The organism is Streptomyces jumonjinensis (assembly GCF_009600885.1).
Taxonomy (GTDB): Bacteria; Actinomycetota; Actinomycetes; order Streptomycetales; family Streptomycetaceae; genus Streptomyces; species Streptomyces jumonjinensis.
In genome coordinates this window covers 10,894-29,807 of the sequence record NZ_VCLA01000104.1, presented here as the reverse complement: position 1 = coordinate 29,807, position 18,914 = coordinate 10,894, and the positions used below count along the sequence as shown (strand labels likewise).

Genomic DNA, 18,914 nt, shown 5'->3' with positions numbered 1-18,914 from the left:
CAAACCTGAGCGCTCCGGACCGTAAAGGATCATTCAGGACCGCGTAAGACCGTGTAAGACCGCATGGGATCGCATGGGATCGCACAGGAGAGGGGCCGCCATGGCCGCCGAACAGCGCCGGGGCCGCCGGATCATGATGACCTCCGGCGAACTGGACGCCTTCCTGGCCGGAGCCCGCACCTGCCGGGTGGCGACCGTCTCCGCCGCCGGCCGTCCGCACATCAGCCCGCTCTGGTTCGTCTGGGACGGCGCCTCGCTCTGGCTCTACTCCCTCACCCGCAGCCGCCGCTGGGCGCAGCTGCGCGGTCAGCCGTGGCTCGCGGCGGTGGTCGACGCGGGCGAGGAGTACGGGGAGCTGCGCGGGGCCGAGCTGTCGGGCCCGGCGGTCTTCGTCGGCGAGTCCCCACGCACCGGGGAGCCGTGCGCCGAACTGGAGCGGCCGGAGCGGCTCTTCGCGCGGAAGTACTTCGGGCTCGACGGGATGCCGTACGACGGACGGCACGGGTGGCTGCGGCTGACGCCGGACGCGATCGCCTCCTGGGACTTCGGAAAGCTCCGGGCGCGCTGAGGACGGCCGGGGGACGGGATCGCGCCCCGGCCCGCCGCGCGGTTACGGCCCACCGCCCACGGCTTACGGCTCCGATCGCGGGGCGGGCCCGACCGCCGCGCGCAGGGCCTCGACCGCCGCCCTGATGGACGGTCTGCGATCCGCGTCCGTACGCCAGGCCGCGTACACATGCCGCTGCATCCGGTGCCGTACGGGCACGAGCGCCACCCCCTCCAGCACCGGACCCCGGCCGAGGCGCGGCGCCACGCAGACCCCGAGCCCCGCCGCGATCAGCGCGAGCTGGGTGTGGTGCTCGGCCGCCAGATGGGGGATCCGGGGCTCGATCCCCCGGGAGCGCAGGGTGAACATCAGCCAGTCGTGGCAGAACTCGCCCTCCGGCCAGGAGACCCAGTCGTCGTCCGCGAACTCCTCCAGATCCACTTCCGAGCGGCCCGCGAGGGGATGGTCCCGGCGCATCGCGACATCGGGCACGTCGTCGAACAGGTGCACCTGGGTGAGCCCGCCGGGGACGGGCAGCCGCTTATTGCTCCAGTCGAGCACCACGGCGAGGTCGAGATCGCCCCGGATGACCCCTGCGAGGCCCTGCTCGGGCTCCAGCTCCCGGGAGTGGACCCGCAGCTCGGGGTGGTCGGCGCGGAGCGCGGCGATCGCCGCGGGGAACAGCCCCCGCGCGGCCGTGGGGAACGCCCCGATCCGGACCTCGCCGACGACCTGGCCGCGCTGGGCCTCGATGTCGGACTGGGCCAGCTCCACCTGGGAGAGGATGCGGGCCGCGTGGTCGGCGAGCAGCCGCCCGGCGTCGGTGAGCCGGACGCCTCGGCCGTTCTTGGCCAGCAGCTGCTGGCCGACCTCGCGTTCGAGCTTCGCCATCTGCTGGGAGACGGCGGAGGTGGTGACATGCAGCCCGTCAGCCGCACCGCTGACCGAGCCGTGGCGGGCGAGGGCGTCCAGGGTCCGTAGGCGCTCCAGATTCAACATATAAGAGATGCTAAAGGAAACCTCCAACGAATTCTCGCTTGTTCTACAAGGTTGAGGTGGGTGAGGGTAGGGCCCATGACCTCCGCCTCCGCCGCCTCCGCCCCGCCCGCAAGACCTCTCGGCCGCCCCCGGCTGGACTGGCGTATCCGCTTCGCGGTCCTCTCCGTGGTGTGGGGCTTCAGCTTTCTGCTCATCAAGGTCGGCACCGAGGGGTACGCGCCCTTCCAGGTCACCTTCGGCAGGCTGTTCTTCGGTACGGCGGTACTGGCCGCGGCGATGGCGGTGCGGCGGGAGCGGCTGCCGCGCGGAGCCCGCGTCTGGGCCCATCTGACGGTCGCGGCGCTGCTGTTGAACGCGGTGCCGTTCTCGCTCTTCGCCTACGCGGAGCTGACCATCCCGTCCACCCTGGCGGGCATCTGCAACGCCACGTCCCCGCTGTGGGGGATGCTCCTGTCGCTGGTGGCGCTCTCCGAGGACCGGCCGACCCGGCGCAGGGTCGCGGGGCTCGGCGTCGGCTTCCTCGGGGTGCTCACCGTGCTCGGCGTATGGCAGGGCTTCTCGGGGCTCGACGCCCGGGGCACGGCGATGGCGCTGCTCGCCTCGGTCTGCTACCCGATCGGCTGGATCTACGTCCGCCGCACGCTCGCGGGCACCGGGCACTCGCCCCTCTCCCTCATGGGAACCCAGCTGCTGCTCGCCACGGTTCAGCTCGCCGTCGTCACCCCGCTGTTCACGACCATGCCCACATCGTTCCCGCTGACGCCGCTGCTGGCGGTGGCGGCGCTGGGCGCGCTGGGCACCGGGTTCGCGCTGCTGCTCCAGTACCAGCTGGTGGACGAGGTCGGGCCGACCACGGCGCAGATGGTGACCTACTTCATTCCGGTGATCGCCACGGCGGCCGGGGTCGCGCTGCTGGGCGAGCGGCTGAGCTGGAACACCCCGGTGGGCGCGCTGATCGTGCTGGCGGGGGCGGCGCTGACGCAGAGCCGCCCGGGACGGGCCGACGCGGCACGGCGGGTGATACGACGGCCGGGCGCGGCGGAACGGACCGCGCCCGGGACGAAGGAACCCACGAAGGAACCCACGAAGGGGCCCGCGAAGGAACCCACGGCGGCTCGGCCGTAGCCGCTCGGCACTCGGCACTCGGCAGGTATGAGGTACGGGCGGGGTTCCCGGACATCGGCCGCGGTCAGCCGTAGGCGCGGGCCGGGGCGGGCCCGGCGGCCGACGCGATCGCGTCGGCGATCCGCGGGATGTCCTCCGCCGCCAGCCCCGAGACGGTCACCCGCACCCCGGGCGGCGCGGACATCCGGAAGCGCGCCCCCGGGGCCACCGCCCAGCCCGCGTGCAGCAGCCGGGCCACGGTGCCGGTCTCATCGGGCACCGGCACCCAGACGTTCATCCCGCTGCGCCCATGGGCCTCGACGCCGTGTCCGGCCAGCGCCTCGATGAGGGCGTCGCGCCGGGCTCCGTACGAGCGCGCCACCGCGCGGGAGTCGACCGCTCCCGAGGCCCACAGCTCGGCCAGGGCGTGCTGGAGAAGTCGGCTCACCCAGCCGGGTCCGAGCTGCTGCCGGCCGCCGAACCGGTCGACGGTGACGGCGTCGCCGGTCAGCACGGCGACCCGCAGATCGGGTCCGTACGCCTTGGCCGTGGAGCGCACGAAGGCCCAGCTGTCGGTGGTCCCGGCCAGCGGGTGCAGCGGCTGGTCGACGATGGCGTGCCCATGGTCGTCCTCGATGAGGAGGGTGCGCGGGAACCGGGCGAGCACCGCGCGCAGCTCGGCCGCACGGGCCGCGCCGACGACGGCCCCGGTGGGGTTCTGCGCGCGGTCGGTGACGATGAGCGCCCGGGCGCCCCCGGCGAGGGCCCGTTCCGCTTCGGCGGGGAGGGGACCGTCGTCGTCCACCCTGACCGGCACGGGCTTGAGCCCGAGGGCGGACACCAGATCCAGCAGGCTTCCCCAGCCGGGGTCCTCGACCGCGACCATGTCACCGGGCCGCAGATGAGCGGCGAGGACCCGCTCGACGGCGTCGAGCGAGCCCGAGGCGACGGCGATCGGGCCGCCGGGCACCCCGTCGGCGTCCAGCGCGGCTCTGGCCAGCTCCGCGAACCGCTCGTCGACGGGGTCCTGTCCGTACAGCCCCGGCCGCCGCTCATGGAGCCGGGCCGCGGCGGCGAGGGCCTCATGGAGCGGGGGCAGCAGCGCGGGGTCGGGGTTGCCCTCGCTCACATCGCGTACGCCGGGCGGGGCCTGCACCCCGAGCGATCCGCGCGCGGTGCTGGCGGGCCGCGCACGGACCCGGCTGCCCCGGCGGCCGGCGGTCTCGATCACCCCGCGCTCGCGCAGGACGCGGTAGGCGGCGGCGACGGTGTTCGGATTGACCCCGAGCAGACCCGCCAGCCCCCGCATGGGCGGCAGCAGACGGCCGGGCTCCAGATCCCCGGAGCCGACGCCGCGCTCGATGCTCGCGGCGATCTCCGATGCGCGCCGACCAGTGATCCGATACTCTCCTAGCACAAACACGATTATGCACTAGTGCAATGGAGGAGCGCAAATGCCGGACGCCTACGAGCCGACCGAACGCACCGTCCCCACCCGCTCCAAGGAGCGGGCCGCGTACGACCACGCGATGGTCCACTCCATTCTCGACGAGGCGTACCTCTGCCATCTCGGCTTCGTACGGGACGGCGCTCCCGTGGTGCTGCCGACGCTGTACGCGCGGCTGGGGGACCGGGTGTACTTCCACGGCTCGACGGGGTCCCGCCCGCTGCGGATGGCGGGGGCGGCCGATCCGGGCCTCGCGGTCTGTCTGACGGTGACCCATGTCGACGGGCTCGTGCTGGCGCGTTCGGCGTTCCACCACTCGATCAACTACCGCTCGGTGATGATCCACGGCACGGCGTATCCGGTGACGGACCCGGAGGAGAAGCGGACCTCCCTGGACGTGCTGGTCGACGCGGTGGTCCCGGGCCGCTCCCAGGACTCCCGCCCGGCGAATCCGCGCGAGCTCGCGGCGACGGCGGTGCTGCGGCTGGATCTGAACGAGGTCTCGGCCAAGGTCCGCACCGGCCCGCCGAACGATGAGCCGGAGGACCTGGAACTGCCGTACTGGACGGGGGTCCTGCCGGTGGTGAAGTCGTACGGCGCCCCGATTCCGGCGCCGGATCTGGCGCCGTCCGTCGCCATACCGGAGTACCTCACCGGCCGGTGAGGGACTCCGCCGGGCCGAGGGGTGCGGGCGTTCGCCCGGGTGCGGGCGTTCACCCGGGTCCGGGCGCGGACCGGGGTACCGGACCGTGGCTGGCGTGGGCGGCCCTGTCGGGTGCCCCGCCCGTACCGGCCCCGGGTCCGGGTGGCGATGTCGGCACCGGCACCGGGTTCGGATGGCAGTGCTGGGCACCAGCGGCCCATCCCGGCACCGGGTCCCGGTCGCCCGGCCTGTGCCGGCCCGTCCCGGGCCGCCGCCCCGCCCGGCACCCGCCGACGGCGAACGCCCCCGGCTCAGACCCGCGAGGGCCTGCGCCCCGCCCGGGTCTCCGTCCACGCCAGCGCCGCCACCGCCGACAGCAGCAGCCCGGTGCCCAGCACCGTCGCCGTGGTGAGCCGCTCCCCCAGCACCGTCACCGCGATCACCGCGGCGCTCACCGGCTCCAGAAGCATGATCACCGAGACCGTGGCGGCCCTGACCACCGCCGCCCCCGCGAAGTAGAGGACATACGCCAGCGCGGTCGGCACCGCGGCCACATAGGCCAGCAGCCAGAGCACCCTCACCGGGTCCTCCGTCTGCGGGAGCACGCCCTCCGCCAGCGCCATCGGCAGCAGCCCCACCGCGCCGATCGCGAACGCCCAGGCCGTGGTGGCCAGCGAGTCCCCGCCGCCGCTCCGGCCCAGCCACCGGGCGAGCAGGGTGATCGCCGCGTATCCGGACGCGGAGAGCAGCGCCAGCACGATCCCGGCCGGGCGGACCGTACCGCTCTCGCCGCCCAGCACCAGGACCGCCAGACCGCAGAGCGCCCCGGCGACGGCGGCCAGACCGCCCCGGCCGAGCCGCTCCCCCATGGTGAGCCGCGCGCCCACCGCGATGAGGACGGGGCCCGCGCCCAGGGTGACGACCGTGGCGACGGCGAGCCCCGTCGCCTCCACGGCGGCGAAGTACGCGCTCTGGAAGACGGTGAGCCCGACCCCCGTACCGAGGATCCGGATCAGCCGGCGGCGACGGGGCTCGACGGCGTTCGCGGGCCGTGCGCGCCGGGTCCGCAGCGCGAGCGCTCCGAGCAGCAGCACCAGCCCGCCGGCGCAGCGCCAGAAGGAGAGTGCGAGAGCGCCGAGATCGCTCACCCGGAAGACCAGCGAGGCGGCGGCGCCCGCGGTCCCCCAGGCGACTCCGGCGATGACCAGATAGAGCAGACTGCGCCCGACAGGGGCGAGTACGGCGGATTGCGCGGACACACCGGCAGCGGAGGCCGGGGAAGCGGGGGAAGCCGGGGGGAATTTCGACACGTGACGTCTCCGTGTGAAGAACGGGATGGTGGTCGCTCAGCTCCGTCACGCGGGCAGCGACGAGCCGCTCGGGGACACCCCGAGCCCGGTCTTCGTCAACGGTCTGCCGCCCGCGCTAGGCGGCAGGAGGCGGAAGCACGGTCGAATGCATGTCGATCACCCTATGCGCCGGTGCGCGGGGCCGACAACTCCCCCGCCGCGACCGGCGGAACGTCCGGTGCCACGGGTGCCACGGGCCCGGGCGACGGCGGCTTCGGGGCCTGGGACTGCGCGATGAACGCCCCCAGCAGCACCAGCGCACCGCCAAGAATCTGCGGAAGCGAGAGATGCTCGCGCAGCAGCACCCAGGCCAGCACGGTCGCGATGACCGCCTCCAGGCAGGCCACCACCCCCGCCACCTGCGGCGACAGCTTCCGCACCGAGATCACGCCGGTGACGTACGCGAGCACGGTGGCGATCAGCACCACCCAGCCGAGCAGCAGCCAGGCCGCCACCCGGGTACCGCCCATGTCCACGTCCCCGCCCAGCAGCGAGAAGTCCATCTGCCAGGGGCGCGAGACGACCGTGAGCACCGCTGTGCCGATGAGGAGTCCGTACGCGATGACGCCCAGCGGGTCGGCCCGGTCCTCGCCGTCGTCGCCGTGGTCGGAGAGGATGAAGTAGCAGGCCTGACAGCAGGCCGCGCCCAGCGCGAGCAGCAGTCCGAGCACATCGAAGCTCAGCCCGGCCCAGACCTCGACCACACACGCGAGACCGGTGACCGCGAGCACCACGCCCGCCACGGCGGCCCGGGTGACGGGCCTGCGCTGGACGAAGCGGATCCAGCCGAGGACCAGCGCGGGGCCGAGGTATTCGACGAGGAGCGCCACACCGACGGGTATCCGGGAGATCGACGCGAAGTAGAACGCCTGGACGCCCGCGACGGCGAGCAGTCCGAAGCCGAGGAGGAAGACGGGTTTGCGCCGCAGCAGATCGCGATGGCGCCAGGCCAGCGGCAGCATGATCAGCGCTGCTCCGGCCGCCCTCAGCCACACCATGTGCAGCGGGTCGAGACCCGCCTCGATCAGCGGCTTGGCCGCGACCCCCGACCCACCGAACGCGAACGCGGAGGCCAGGGCGATGCCCAGACCCGCGTTCCTCCCCTTAGACGCGTGCATCGGCACATCATGACAGTGTCGGTCAGGACCGTCGACCCTGTTGCACATGTCGAGACGACGGGCCCGTGCCGCCGGCCCGGCGACCGGCCGCCAGGCGACCGCCGGTCACGCGACCGCTGGTCAAGCAGCCGCCCCTCGGACGACCGGCCTTCAGACGACCGGCCTTCAGACGACTGCCCCTCGAACCAGCGGCCTTCGGATGGCCGCCGTTCAATCGACCGGCCTTCAGACGTCCTCCATCCGCCGGCCGAGCCGTCCCGCGTCCACCCCCGCCCGCCGCAGCACCTCCACCGCCCGGCAGTCGGAGTCATCGGCCAGCGAGGCGAGCAGATCGACGCCCGCCACCCGGTTCGCGCCGCGCAGCAGGGCCCGCTCCAGCGCCCCCTCCAGCGCCGCGACCGCCGACGGCGACCATCCCGGCGCCCCCAGCCCCGTACCCCGTACGGCGGGAAGCGCGCCGGAGTCCTCCACCGAGCCCTGCCAGCGCAGCCCGTATCCGATGCTGCGCTGGACGAGATAGCCGAGCACCCGGGCGACCCGGGGGCCCGGCCCGAGCGCGGCCCGGACCTCGGGGTCCGTCTCGATCAGCGAGTGCAGCAGATGGGCGGTGTCGATCTGGCGGTCCCCGTCCCGCACCGCCCTCCGGCGCGCGCCCGCGATCACCGAGGCCAGCTCCACGGTGAGTCTGGCGTCCAGTTCGGCACGGGTCACGGCGGGCTGCCCGGGCAGCCTCGGGGTAGGGATCTGCACATCTCCCACCTCATCAGGCGGCGCGCGCCCGTGCGTCCCCGCAGAGTCCTATTCGCCCATCCCGCGCAAGTCTGGGACGGACCATAGATTTCTCCTCCTTACGGATGAGATCGGGACAGTTCCCTCTCGGGGTGCGCGAGCCGTCTTGCCCTCCGCCGGCCGCCCGTTCCGCGATCCGGCCGCCCGGCCGCCACCCGACCGGATCTGACTGTTCATCAGCATTGAATGTTCGACCGAGTACGGCTACGTTCCGCGACACCGTGAGCCGACTTGGAGGGGTGGTCGTATGGCCGAAGTCACCGCCGAGGCCCGTATCGAGGCACCGCCGGAGAAGGTCTGGGCCCAGCTGACGGACTTCACCGGCTTCGGCCGCTGGAACGCCATGCACACCGGCTTCCCCCACGGCGCCCCCACCGTCCTCGAACAGGGGATCACCTATGCGGAAAGCATGAAGCTCATGGGCTTCCCCGCCGAGGTGACCTGGACGGTGGTCGAGTTCGAGGCGGGCCGGGTGCTGGCGGTCAAGGGCATGGGCCCGATGGGCGTCACCGTCGGCAACCGCTACTCCCTCGCCCCGGACGGGGCCGCGACGCGGGTGCGGATCGACGGCGAGTTCACCGGCGCGGCGGTCTCGCTGATGGCGGGCAGACTCAAGGAATCGGCGACGGAGGCCCTCCAGGAGTCCCTGCGGAAGCTGGCCGGACTGGTCTCATGACGGCATGAAGGCATGACGGCAGAACGACATGACAGCAGGACGGCCCGGCCGCGGAGCCCCGTGTCCGGGGTCCCTGCGGCCGGGCCGCCGCGCCGGGTCAGTGCTCGTCGGCGAGGATGAGATACAGCTTCTTCCGGGCCTCGTTGATGACCCCGACGGCCTTGGTGCGCTGCTCGGCGCTGCCGGCCTTCCACACCTGACCGAAGGCTTCCATGAGCCCCCAGCCGGCCTGCCGGATCTCGTTGACGGTCTCCCAGTCGACCCCGCGCCCAGCCTCTTCCCATGGGGCGTCGGGTCCCGCCTCGGCCTCGGTGCGCCCGGAGTCCGTGAGCGTGAACAGCTTCTTGCCGCCCTCGCTCACGCTGACGATCAGCCCCTCGTCCTCCAGCAGCTGAAGGGTCGGATAGACCGAGCCGGGGCTGGGCTTCCAGGCTCCGCCACTGCGCTCGTCGATCTCCTGGATCATCTCGTACCCATGCATCGGACGGTCCTTGAGCAGCGCCAGGATCGACGCACGCACATCACCGCGCCGCGCCCTGCCCCGGCCGCCCCGCCCGCGACCCCCGCCGAACGGTCCACCCATCGGCGGCCCGAAGAGCCCGCCGGGCGGCGGAGGCCCGAAGATCCCGAAGGCGCCCCGGCGCCCCTCGGGCCCCGACCGCTCGTGATGGCCGGGCCCGCAGGGTCCACGGTCGTGCCCGGGAGGCTCGCATCCGTGTGAACGCATGATGACACTCCTTCCATCGTTGATCTGTCGCGATACCTCAACGATATATCGGAACAATCGCTACGACAAGCTCCCGGAAGCCGTCGGGCTGTCTCCCGTCTCAGGCGATCCGGTCCGTTGGCGCTGCTCATGTCACGCGAGACCTCGACCCGCACGGCGATGACACCCCGGGATCTCGGTGAAGAGCACGCGTCACTATGGTGGGCCGATGGCATCGATCAAGAAGTTCCAAGTCACCTTCGACTGCGCGGAACCTGAGCGCCTCGCTCGTTTCTGGTGCGAGGTGTTGGGATACGTCGTACCGCCGCCACCGGAGGGGTTTGCCACGTGGGACGATTTCAAGCGCTCGCAGCCGCCTGAGCAGCGGGATTCATGGTTCGCCTGCAGTGATCCCTCAGGTGTTGGCCCGCGGCTGTACTTCCAGCGCGTCCCCGAAGGGAAGGCCGCCAAGAACCGGCTGCATCTGGATGTGCGGGTCGGCACCGGACTCGTGGGTGAGGAGCGCCTCGCCGCACTTGAGGCCGAATGCGCACGACTGGTCCCGCTCGGCGCGGTACACGTGCGAACGCTGTACGACGGCAACGATTCGTGCATCCCGATGCAGGACATCGAGGGCAACGAGTTCTGCATCGACTGAGGGGCCGCAAACGCGTCCTCGTTTCTCTGTCCCCATGGACCGACAGGCACGGCGCCACCGCCCGGACGCGCGCTTCACCGCGCCCCGGGCGCGACCGGTCCGCCGTGCGCGCGGACCGGTCCAGTGACCGCGTATTGGCCTTGGTCCGCGGCTTCCCTCCCCCGCTACCGTCGGCCCATGCGGATCCGAATCGTCGACGCCTTCACCGACGCCCCCTTCACCGGCAACCCCGCCGGAGTGCTCCTCCTCCCCGAATCCACCGAATTCCCCGACGCGGACTGGCTCCAGCGCGTGGCGGCCGAGGTGAACCTCTCCGAGACCGCCTTCGCGCACCCGCTGCCGCCGGGCGGCGACGCGGACTGGGCGCTGCGCTGGTTCACCCCCGCCACCGAGGTCGGCATGTGCGGACACGCCACCCTCGCCACAGCGCATGTGCTGCACACCACCGGCGCCGCCACCGGCACGGTCCGCTTCGCCGCCCGCTGTGGAATCCTCAGCGCCACCCCCCGGGAGGACGGCGCGATCACCCTGGACTTCCCGACCTCTCCGCTCACCCCCGTGGAGACGCCGGACGGCATCGCCGAGGCGCTCGGCGCGCGGGTGATCTCGGTGCACGACACCGGGCCGCACATCGGCGATCTCGTCGTGGAACTCGCCGACGAGCAGACGGTGCGCGGACTCACCCCGGACATCCGGGCGCTCGTCGGGCACTCCGAGCGCGGCGTCATCGTCACCGCCGCGGCCGACCGGCCCGGCCTCGGCTACGACTTCGTCTCCCGGGGCTTCTTCCCCCGGGTCGGGATCGACGAGGACCCGGTGACCGGCAGCGCGCACACCGCCCTCGCGCCCTTCTGGGCCTCACGCCTCGGAACCTCCCTGACCGGGCTCCAGGCATCGGCCCGCTCCGGGCTGGTCCGCACCGAACTGCGCGGCGAACGCACCCTGCTGACGGGGCACGCGGTCACCGTGATCGACGGCGAGCTGCTCACCGCGCCCTGACACCGAAGGGGCGTACGGGATCACCCCCCGTACGCCCCCGGTCCCGCGATCCGCCCCTCAGGGCGTGGGCAGCCAGCCCACCTTCCCGGCGAGCAGCGCGTATCCGGCGAAGGCCACGATGTCGAGCAGCGCATGCGCCGCCACCAGCGGCCCCACCCGGCCCCACCGCCGGTAGAGCAGGACGAAGACCACGCCCATGACCACATTGCCGATGAATCCGCCGATGCCCTGGTAGAGATGGTACGAACCGCGCAGCAGCGAACTCGCCGCCAGCGCCGCCATCGGCGTCCAGCCCAACTGGTCGAGTCTGCGGAGCAGATACCCGACGACGATCACTTCCTCGACCACGGAGTTCTGGATCGCCGAAAGGATCAGTACGGGAAACTTCCACCACACCTCGGGCAGCGACTCGGGCACCACGGTGAGGTTGGCGCCGAAGGCCCGCGCCGCCAGATAGAAGACGAGCCCGGCGCTGCCGATGCCCGCCGCGAGCAGCGTGCCGCGCCCCAGGTCGAACCAGGGCCGGCTCCGGTCGAAGCCCATCGACCGCAGCCCGCCCGCGCCTTCGCGGGTCAGCAGATGCGCCACCAGCAGCACCGGCACCAGGGCCGTGGCGATGCCGAAGAGCTGCCAGGCGAGATCGAGCCAGGGCCGCCCGGGTGCGTACGACCCGTTCAACGTGGCCGCCTGCTGCTTCAGACCGCCCGGTTTCGTCAGCGATCCGATAAAGCTGATCAGGGCCGACAGTGCGCTGGCGCCCAGGGAGAGCGCGAGCACCAGCAGCAGCTCGGATCGCAGAATCTTCCGTGACACGCCCTCCTGAGGTAGCGATTCGGCCACGTGTCCTGCCTCCGTCTGCACGCCTGTCTCCCGTCGAGTCATCCCACCGCATGGGTTGTCACAGCTTGCCCCATGCGGTGCCGACGGAGGCGGACCGGGTCACCCGTCGCGCCGGACCGGGTTACCCGTCGCGCCCCGGGAATCCCACCGGCCAGGTGTGCACCGGGTTTCCCTCGTGCATCAGCTCGCAGTAGCGGCGGGTCATCGCGGCGAGCGCCGCTTCCCGCTCCAGACCGGCCTCCAGGGCGCGATGGTAGGTGTCCGCCTGCCAGGACGCCCCGTTGACCCGGCGTCGGCACCGCTCCTCGATCACCCCGAGGTACCGGTCGCGGTCGGCGGGCTCGACGTTCCAGGCGTCGAGCCCCGCGGCGGCCAGCGGCAGCAGCTCATCGCGTACGAGTTTGACGGCCGGTACCCGGGTGACGCCCGCGCGGCCGGGGCGCGGCCACTGGAGTTCGGCGTCGATGCCGTGGCGGCACGCGTTGTCGAAGTTCTCCGCGGCGGCCTCGAACGACAGCCGGCTCCAGACCGGCCGGGACTCGTCGGCGAGCGAGCGCACCAGCCCGTAGTAGAAGGCGGCGTTGGCGATCACATCGGTGACGGTGGGACCGGCCGGCAGCACCCTGTTCTCCACCCGCAGATGGGGCACGCCGTCGGCCACCCCGTACACCGGACGGTTCCAGCGGTAGACCGTGCCGTTGTGGAGGACGAGCTCCTGAAGGCCCGGAACGCCGCCTTCGTCGATGATCCGCAGCGGATCCTCCTCGTCGTCGCAGATGGGCAGCAGCGCGGGGAAGTAGCGGAGGTTCTCTTCGAAGAGGTCGTACGCGGAGTCCACCCATCGCTCGCCGAACCAGGTGCGCGGGCGCACCCCCTGGGCCTGGAGTTCGGGCGGGCGGGTGTCGGTGGCCTGCTGGAACAGCGGGGGCCGCGATTCGCGCCAGAGCTCCTTACCGAACAGGAAGGGGGCGTTGGCGCCGACGGCGACCTGCACCGCGGCGACGGCCTGCGCGGCGTTCCACACATCGGCGAAGCGCGCGGGGGTCACCTGGAGGTGCAGCTGCACCGAGGTGCAGGCCGCCTCGGGCGCGATCGACGCGGAGGTGCAGCTCAGCCGCTCCACACCGTCGATGTCCAAGGCGAAGTCCTCGCCCCGGGCGGCGACGATCTGATCGTTGAGCAGCACATAGCGGTCGACGTCCGAGAGGTTCGCGGAGACCAGATCGTCCTGGGCGAGCGTCGGAAGAATGCCGATCATCACGATCCCGGCGCCGACCTCGTTCGCTTTCCGGTGCGCATATCCGAGCCCGGCCCGCAACTCCTCGGCCAGCTGGTCGAGAACCCGTCCGGAGATCCGGTGCGGAACAATGTTTACTTCCAGATTGAACATTCCGAGCTCGGTCTGGAAATCATGGCTCGCGATTCTCTCAAGTACTTCCGCATTCATCATCCGGGGCAGCCCGTCCGAGCCCGCGAGATTCAGCTCGATCTCCATTCCCATGAGATTCCTGGGCCGGTCGAACCTCTTCTCGGCCAGCAGTCGCGCCAGTCCCGCCAGACACTGTTGCAGCTTTCGCCGGTACCGCTGGCGATCGGACAGCTCAAAGCCGCCTGCCACGACCTTCTCCCCCATCGAAGCGTCCTTCCGAGTGGGCACCGCGCGGCATCGGCCGCTCGCGTCACGGACGATAATGCCCACCCTGGCTGATCCATAACGCGGAAAGTACAGCCCTCGACCGGTACTGTGTCAGAAGTGACGCGCGGCACATGTCGTCGTCATGGTGATGCCGGGACCGCCGCGGAGTGGAGCACCCGGCCACCCCCAGCGGTTCTATGGCGAAAGACACCGTTCAGTTTCGGCCTACCGATACTTTGTCAAATGCCCAGCCCGGAGCGGAATTTTCTTCGAAAATCCGGCAGTTCACCCGTCGCACAAAGACCTGAACTGCCCTTGTGATGAATACGGGCAGCCGCTAGCGGAAACATCATGAGAACACGTGTCGTATAAACTTTGTCCAGAAGGCAGAGAGTTGGCGCCCGGCCGCCCTTCCAGCCATCCTCCGGCCCCGCCTGCTGACAGCGCCGTCCGCACCCTGCCTGCCTCACCGTGCCACCCGAAGTGAGAGGCGTTCCACCATGCCGCTGTACGCCCTACCGGCCCCCGCACCAGCACTCCGCAGCGTTCTGACCGCGCTCGGCTCCCCCACCGCCGTCAGCCAGGACCGCACCCCCGCCCTCCGATCCGTCCAGGGATCCGTGAGCGCCGAGACACCGCTGCCCGTCCATGTCCTCGACCGGATAGCCCCCACCTCCTCAGGCCCGCTCACCCGGCTGACGGGCTGGCGCTTCCTGATCCGCGGCGGTGAGCGGACCGTGGCCGCCGCGGAGACGGTGCTCACCCCCGACGGGTGGACCTTCTCGCACTTCTTCGAGGGGCCCTATCTCAGCTCCACCGAGCGGGCCCTGCGGCAGGCGGAGTCGACGAAGACCCCGTTCCAGCCGCGCCTCCTCTCCATCCCCGAGCTGTACATGCTCACCCTGTGGCTGCACGCGGACGCGGACGCCGACGCCGCGTCCGGCGCCCTCCTGCCCACCGATGTGCTGGTGCCGCTCGCTCCCGCCCCGCCCGGCATCGCGGCCCACCGGCCGCATCTGGTGGCCGAGCTGCTCCCGCTGATGACCCTGCGGCTCACCCCCGAGCCGCTGTTGGGATCACCCGTGTAAGACCCCCCGCCGGGGTGCCCCGGCGCAGTCGGCGCCACCCTTCGCGCCCCGTGACCACCCGGTCGCGGGGCGCGTTCTCATGGAACGGGACTAGTCCATCATGACCACGGTGAACCACCCGAAAGGACAACGGAGTTGGACTGAACCATGTGCCGGGACGGTACGTCATTAATCAGTGAGACCAGCTGCCGCGAAATCCCTGCGGGATACCGCTCGTGGGGCAACACTGGGAGTGGACCCAAACAGATACGGGGGGGGCGGCCATGAACACCTCATCGAGCCGCACGACGATCACCACACCGCAGCGAAAGAACCCATCCATGTGCCAGCATCAACCACCGTGCCCGACATCCGACTCAGCCGACCGGGAGGCGGCACGCCTGGTCGCGCACCACCCGGAGCAGGGTTGGAGCCTGCTGTGCAACGGCGTGCTCCTCTTCGAGGACACCGGTGAACTGCTGCCGGACGGACAGATCATCGCACCGCACCGGCCGATCCTGGCGATGACCGCGGCCTAGAACTCCTTCCACCGATCGACCCGACGCCCTTCCGCGACCGGCCGCGTACAGCGCACCACCGCGATCCGCCCGCCAAAGCACGGGAAACGGGGCACGGGGCCCGGGGTACGACAAGGGGCCGGCCGGAGACACTCTCCGCACCGGCCCCGACGCATGCGCGCCGCCGACCGTCAGCCGTCGTACTCGTCCAGCGGCGGGCAGGAGCAGACGAGATTGCGGTCACCGTACGCCTGGTCGATCCGGCGCACCGGCGGCCAGTACTTGTCCGCCGCGCTCACTCCGGCCGGGAAGACCGCCTCGTCGCGGGTGTAGGGATGGTTCCACTCCCCGCCCAGCGCAGCCGCCGTGTGCGGCGCATTGCTCAGCGGGTTGTCCCCGGCGGGCCACTCCCCGGACGCGACCTTCTCGATCTCCCCGCGAATGGCGATCATCGCCGCGCAGAAGCGGTCGATCTCGCTCAGATTCTCACTCTCGGTGGGCTCGATCATCAGCGTCCCGGCCACCGGGAACGACATCGTCGGCGCGTGGAAGCCATAGTCGATCAGCCGCTTGGCGATGTCGTCCACCCCGACGCCGGTCGCCTTCGACAGCGGACGCAGATCGACGATGCACTCATGGGCCACCAGACCGGCGGGGCCGGTGTAGAGCACGGGATAGTGCGGCTCCAGGCGCTTGGCGATGTAGTTGGCGGCCAGCACCGCCACCTGCGTCGCCCGCTTGAGGCCCTCGCCGCCCATCAGTCGTACATAAGCCCAGGAGATCGGCAGAATGCCCGCCGAACCCCACGGCGCGGCCGAAACCGGCCCTATCCCGGTCTCCGGTCCGGCGGCCGGCTGGAGCGGATGGTTGGGCAGATACGGCGCGAGATGCCCGCGCACGGCGACCGGTCCCACACCCGGGCCGCCGCCGCCGTGCGGGATGCAGAAGGTCTTGTGCAGATTCAGATGGGAGACGTCGCCGCCGAACTCGCCCGGCTTGGCCAGCCCCACCAGCGCGTTGAGATTGGCGCCGTCGACGTACACCTGACCGCCGGCCTCATGCACCTGGGCGCAGATGTCGGCGACATGCTCCTCGAAGACACCGTGCGTGGACGGGTAGGTGATCATCAGCACCGCCAGTTCCTCGCGGTGCCGCTCGATCTTGGCGCGCAGGTCGTCGACGTCGACCTCGCCGTCGTCGGCGGTCTTGACCACCACGACCTTCATCCCGGCCATCACGGCGCTGGCGGCGTTGGTGCCGTGCGCCGAGGACGGGATGAGACAGACCGTGCGCTGCTCATCGCCGTTGGCACGGTGGTAGGCGCGGACGGCGAGCAGCCCGGCGAGTTCGCCCTGGGAGCCCGCGTTGGGCTGGATGGAGACCTTGTCGTAGCCCGTGACCTCGGCGAGACGCTCCTCCAGCTCCTGGATGAGGGTCAGATAGCCGGCGGCCTGGTCGACCGGGGCGAAGGGGTGGATCTGCCCGAACTCGGGCCAGGTGACCGGCTCCATCTCGGTGGTCGCGTTCAGCTTCATGGTGCAGGAGCCGAGCGGGATCATGCCCCGGTCCAGCGCGTAGTCCCGGTCGGAGAGCCGGCGCAGATAGCGCAGCATCGCCGTCTCGGACCGGTGCTGGTGGAAGACGGGGTGCTGAAGGTAGTCGTCGGTCCGCAGCAGAGCGTCCGGCAGGGCGTCCTCGGTGGCCGCGTCCAGCGCCTCCACGTCCCCCGTCACCCCGAAGGCGGCCCACACCGCGGCCAGCTGGTCGCGGGTGGTGGTCTCGTCACAGGCGACGGAGACATGGGAGTCGTCCACCAGACGGAGATTGACCCCGCCTTCACGGGCGGCGGCGACCACGGCGGCGGCCCGGCCGGGGACGCGGGCCGTCAGGGTGTCGAAGTACGAGCCGTGGACGACCTCCACACCGCCGGCCGTCAGTCCCGCGGCGAGCACCGCGGCGTACCGGTGGGTGCGCCGGGCGATGGACCGCAGCCCCTCCGGGCCGTGGTAGACCGCGTACATCCCGGCCATCACGGCGAGCAGCACCTGAGCGGTGCAGATGTTGCTGGTGGCCTTCTCCCGGCGGATGTGCTGCTCACGGGTCTGGAGCGCGAGCCGGTACGCCTTGTCGCCGTCCGCGTCGACCGAGACGCCGACGAGCCGTCCGGGCAGGCTGCGCGCGAACTTCTCGCGTACCGCCATGTATCCGGCGTGCGGGCCGCCGAAGCCCATCGGGACGCCGAAGCGCTGGGTGGTGCCGACCGCGATGTCCGCGCCCAGCTCACCGGGCGAGGTGAGCAGCGCCAGCGCCAGCAGATCGGCGGCGACGGTGACGATCGCGCCGAGGCCCTGCGCCTGCTCGACGACGGGCTTGATGTCCCGCACGGCGCCGGACGCGCCCGGGTACTGCACCAGGACGCCGAAGACCCCGCGCTCGGCGAGCTCGGCGGGGATGCCCTGGGAGAGGTCGGCGGTGACGACCTCCACCCCGGTCGGCTCGGCGCGGGTCTCGATCACGGCCAGGGTCTGCGGCAGCACGTCGGCGTCGACCAGGAAGACGCCGTCCTTGACCTTGCCGATCCGGCGCGCGAGCGACATCGCCTCGGCGGCGGCGGTGCCCTCGTCGAGGAGGGAGGCTCCGGAGGTGGGCAGTCCGGTCAGCTCGGCGACCATCGTCTGGAAGTTCAGCAGGGCCTCCAGCCGGCCCTGGGAGATCTCCGGCTGGTAGGGGGTGTACGCGGTGTACCAGGCCGGGTTCTCCATGACGTTGCGCAGGATGACCGGGGGCGTGAAGGTGCCGTAGTAGCCGAGGCCGATCATCGGCGCCAGCACCGTGTTCCGGTCGGCGAGGCCGCGCAGCTCGGCGAGGACCTCGGGCTCGGTGCGCGCCTGGGGCAGGCCCAGCGCCTCGGTGCTCTTGATCACATCGGGGACCGCGGCGGCGGTCAGCTCGTCCAGCGAGCCGTATCCCACCTGTGCCAGCATCTTGGCCTGCGCCTCGGCGTCGGGCCCGATGTGGCGCTGTTCGAAGGGGGTGCCTCGCTCCAGCTGGGAGAGCGGAATGCGGTGGGCGGTCATGTGGGAGGCCTCCTGGTCCGACGACCTGCGAGGGGCACCACGCGCGCGGGATGCCCTGGACGGCCTCCCCCTCTGTCATCTCAACCTGAGAGCTTCACCGGACCGCCAGCCTGCAACGCTCCGGCTTTCACCGTCGGTGAGAGCGGATGCCGTCCGACGCCCGCCCTGCTTTCCAGAGTGACCTCGTCCGAGCGGTACAGGTGCCTGAGAGATTCCGGGGAGGATTTGCTCCTTCGGCGCCACCGTCGACCTGCCGGTGGACTCTCCCGCACGGGGTCAGCAGCCATTAGCCAGCCTACCAGCGCACCCGCACACCGATCGCTCAAGTGGCCGACACTCTCGATGTGGCCTTTCGTATGGTTTAAAGAGCAGTTGCGACCACGTGGAGGGACCGTGCAGACCGATATCGATCCGCGCAGCCTGATCGGCCGCAAGGCGTTCGACCGCAACGGAGCCAAGATCGGAACCGTCGACGAGGTCTATCTGAACGATGCCACCGGTGCACCCGAATGGGCGGCGGTACGGACCGGGCTCTTCGGCCGGGACGCCTTCGTCCCGCTGGAGCCGAGCACCGTGGACAACGACACCCTGCGCGTTCCTTTCGAACGCTCTCTGATCAAGGACGCGCCGGACTTCGGCGTCGGACGCCATCTCTCCCCGGAGCAGGAGCTCCAGCTCTACCGCCACTACGGACTCGCCTTCTCCGCCTCCGCCTCCGCCTCCCGGGACGGATCGGTCTCT

18 protein-coding genes and 1 riboswitch are annotated in these 18,914 nt (G+C 71.3%); of the genes, 9 read left to right on the top strand and 9 right to left on the bottom strand.

Annotated elements, in window-relative coordinates:
• Nucleotides 1-100 precede the first annotated feature (100 nt).
• Nucleotides 101-568 (top strand): pyridoxamine 5'-phosphate oxidase family protein, encoded by a 468-nt coding sequence (locus tag FF041_RS11890; RefSeq protein WP_153522775.1) that lies wholly within the window; start codon nucleotides 101-103, stop codon nucleotides 566-568.
• Nucleotides 569-631: 63 nt separating this feature from the next.
• Here FF041_RS11890 and FF041_RS11885 read toward each other — a convergent pair whose 3' ends face one another.
• Nucleotides 632-1,546 carry a LysR family transcriptional regulator gene (locus tag FF041_RS11885; RefSeq protein WP_153522773.1) on the bottom strand — a complete coding sequence of 305 codons (915 nt, stop codon included), beginning with the start codon at nucleotides 1,544-1,546 and terminating at the stop codon, nucleotides 632-634.
• 75 nt (nucleotides 1,547-1,621) lie between these two features.
• Here FF041_RS11885 and FF041_RS11880 point away from each other — a divergent pair, with 75 nt between their 5' ends.
• Nucleotides 1,622-2,671 carry a DMT family transporter gene (locus tag FF041_RS11880; RefSeq protein ID WP_153522771.1) on the top strand — a complete coding sequence of 350 codons (1,050 nt, stop codon included), beginning with the start codon at nucleotides 1,622-1,624 and terminating at the stop codon, nucleotides 2,669-2,671.
• A gap of 64 nt (nucleotides 2,672-2,735) precedes the next feature.
• Here FF041_RS11880 and FF041_RS11875 read toward each other — a convergent pair whose 3' ends face one another.
• Nucleotides 2,736-4,067, bottom strand: coding sequence for an aminotransferase class I/II-fold pyridoxal phosphate-dependent enzyme (locus FF041_RS11875; RefSeq protein WP_323391735.1), 1,332 nt, complete (start codon nucleotides 4,065-4,067; stop codon nucleotides 2,736-2,738).
• A gap of 37 nt (nucleotides 4,068-4,104) precedes the next feature.
• Here FF041_RS11875 and FF041_RS11870 point away from each other — a divergent pair, with 37 nt between their 5' ends.
• Nucleotides 4,105-4,761: a pyridoxamine 5'-phosphate oxidase family protein gene (locus tag FF041_RS11870; protein WP_153522770.1), complete on the top strand. Its 657-nt coding sequence runs from the start codon at nucleotides 4,105-4,107 to the stop codon at nucleotides 4,759-4,761.
• Between the two features lie 290 nt (nucleotides 4,762-5,051).
• Here FF041_RS11870 and FF041_RS11865 read toward each other — a convergent pair whose 3' ends face one another.
• The 3 genes from FF041_RS11865 to FF041_RS11855 form a co-directional block, all read right to left on the bottom strand.
• Complete coding sequence (locus FF041_RS11865; RefSeq protein ID WP_323391733.1) at nucleotides 5,052-5,999, bottom strand: DMT family transporter; 948 nt, start codon at nucleotides 5,997-5,999, stop codon at nucleotides 5,052-5,054.
• 212 nt (nucleotides 6,000-6,211) lie between these two features.
• On the bottom strand, nucleotides 6,212-7,207 hold the full coding sequence (locus tag FF041_RS11860; RefSeq protein WP_153522767.1) for an EamA family transporter: 996 nt from the start codon (nucleotides 7,205-7,207) through the stop codon (nucleotides 6,212-6,214).
• A 225-nt stretch (nucleotides 7,208-7,432) separates the two neighbouring features.
• Complete coding sequence (locus FF041_RS11855) at nucleotides 7,433-7,957, bottom strand: Clp protease N-terminal domain-containing protein (RefSeq protein ID WP_323391731.1); 525 nt, start codon at nucleotides 7,955-7,957, stop codon at nucleotides 7,433-7,435.
• A gap of 286 nt (nucleotides 7,958-8,243) precedes the next feature.
• Between FF041_RS11855 and FF041_RS11850 the strand changes: the two genes are divergently transcribed.
• Nucleotides 8,244-8,672 (top strand): type II toxin-antitoxin system Rv0910 family toxin, encoded by a 429-nt coding sequence (locus tag FF041_RS11850; protein WP_153484192.1) that lies wholly within the window; start codon nucleotides 8,244-8,246, stop codon nucleotides 8,670-8,672.
• 97 nt (nucleotides 8,673-8,769) lie between these two features.
• On the opposite strand, the gene FF041_RS11845 is transcribed toward FF041_RS11850, so the two are convergent.
• Nucleotides 8,770-9,399 carry a PadR family transcriptional regulator gene (locus tag FF041_RS11845; RefSeq protein ID WP_153484194.1) on the bottom strand — a complete coding sequence of 210 codons (630 nt, stop codon included), beginning with the start codon at nucleotides 9,397-9,399 and terminating at the stop codon, nucleotides 8,770-8,772.
• Between the two features lie 208 nt (nucleotides 9,400-9,607).
• On the opposite strand from FF041_RS11845, the gene FF041_RS11840 reads away from it, so the two are divergent.
• Nucleotides 9,608-10,036 (top strand): VOC family protein, encoded by a 429-nt coding sequence (locus FF041_RS11840; RefSeq protein WP_153484201.1) that lies wholly within the window; start codon nucleotides 9,608-9,610, stop codon nucleotides 10,034-10,036.
• Between the two features lie 177 nt (nucleotides 10,037-10,213).
• Nucleotides 10,214-11,035, top strand: coding sequence for a PhzF family phenazine biosynthesis protein (locus tag FF041_RS11835; protein WP_153522765.1), 822 nt, complete (start codon nucleotides 10,214-10,216; stop codon nucleotides 11,033-11,035).
• A gap of 57 nt (nucleotides 11,036-11,092) precedes the next feature.
• Here FF041_RS11835 and FF041_RS11830 read toward each other — a convergent pair whose 3' ends face one another.
• Together FF041_RS11830 and FF041_RS11825 are read right to left on the bottom strand one after the other, a co-directional pair.
• Entirely contained in the window at nucleotides 11,093-11,917 is an 825-nt protein-coding gene (locus tag FF041_RS11830; RefSeq protein ID WP_153522763.1) for a CPBP family intramembrane glutamic endopeptidase, read from the bottom strand.
• A gap of 79 nt (nucleotides 11,918-11,996) precedes the next feature.
• Nucleotides 11,997-13,508 (bottom strand): glutamate--cysteine ligase, encoded by a 1,512-nt coding sequence (locus FF041_RS11825; RefSeq protein WP_153522761.1) that lies wholly within the window; start codon nucleotides 13,506-13,508, stop codon nucleotides 11,997-11,999.
• Between the two features lie 503 nt (nucleotides 13,509-14,011).
• Between FF041_RS11825 and FF041_RS11820 the strand changes: the two genes are divergently transcribed.
• Together FF041_RS11820 and FF041_RS11815 are read left to right on the top strand one after the other, a co-directional pair.
• Nucleotides 14,012-14,599 (top strand): hypothetical protein, encoded by a 588-nt coding sequence (locus FF041_RS11820; RefSeq protein ID WP_153522759.1) that lies wholly within the window; start codon nucleotides 14,012-14,014, stop codon nucleotides 14,597-14,599.
• Between the two features lie 320 nt (nucleotides 14,600-14,919).
• Nucleotides 14,920-15,117: a DUF5999 family protein gene (locus tag FF041_RS11815; protein ID WP_153484219.1), complete on the top strand. Its 198-nt coding sequence runs from the start codon at nucleotides 14,920-14,922 to the stop codon at nucleotides 15,115-15,117.
• 170 nt (nucleotides 15,118-15,287) lie between these two features.
• On the opposite strand, the gene gcvP is transcribed toward FF041_RS11815, so the two are convergent.
• Nucleotides 15,288-18,173, bottom strand: a complete 2,886-nt coding sequence (gene gcvP / locus FF041_RS11810) for an aminomethyl-transferring glycine dehydrogenase (protein ID WP_153522757.1) — start codon at nucleotides 18,171-18,173, stop codon at nucleotides 15,288-15,290.
• Between the two features lie 182 nt (nucleotides 18,174-18,355).
• A riboswitch (glycine riboswitch) is annotated at nucleotides 18,356-18,452 on the bottom strand.
• A 114-nt stretch (nucleotides 18,453-18,566) separates the two neighbouring features.
• Here gcvP and FF041_RS11805 point away from each other — a divergent pair.
• On the top strand, nucleotides 18,567-18,914 hold a 348-nt coding region (locus tag FF041_RS11805; RefSeq protein ID WP_323391729.1), incomplete at its 3' end, for a PRC-barrel domain-containing protein.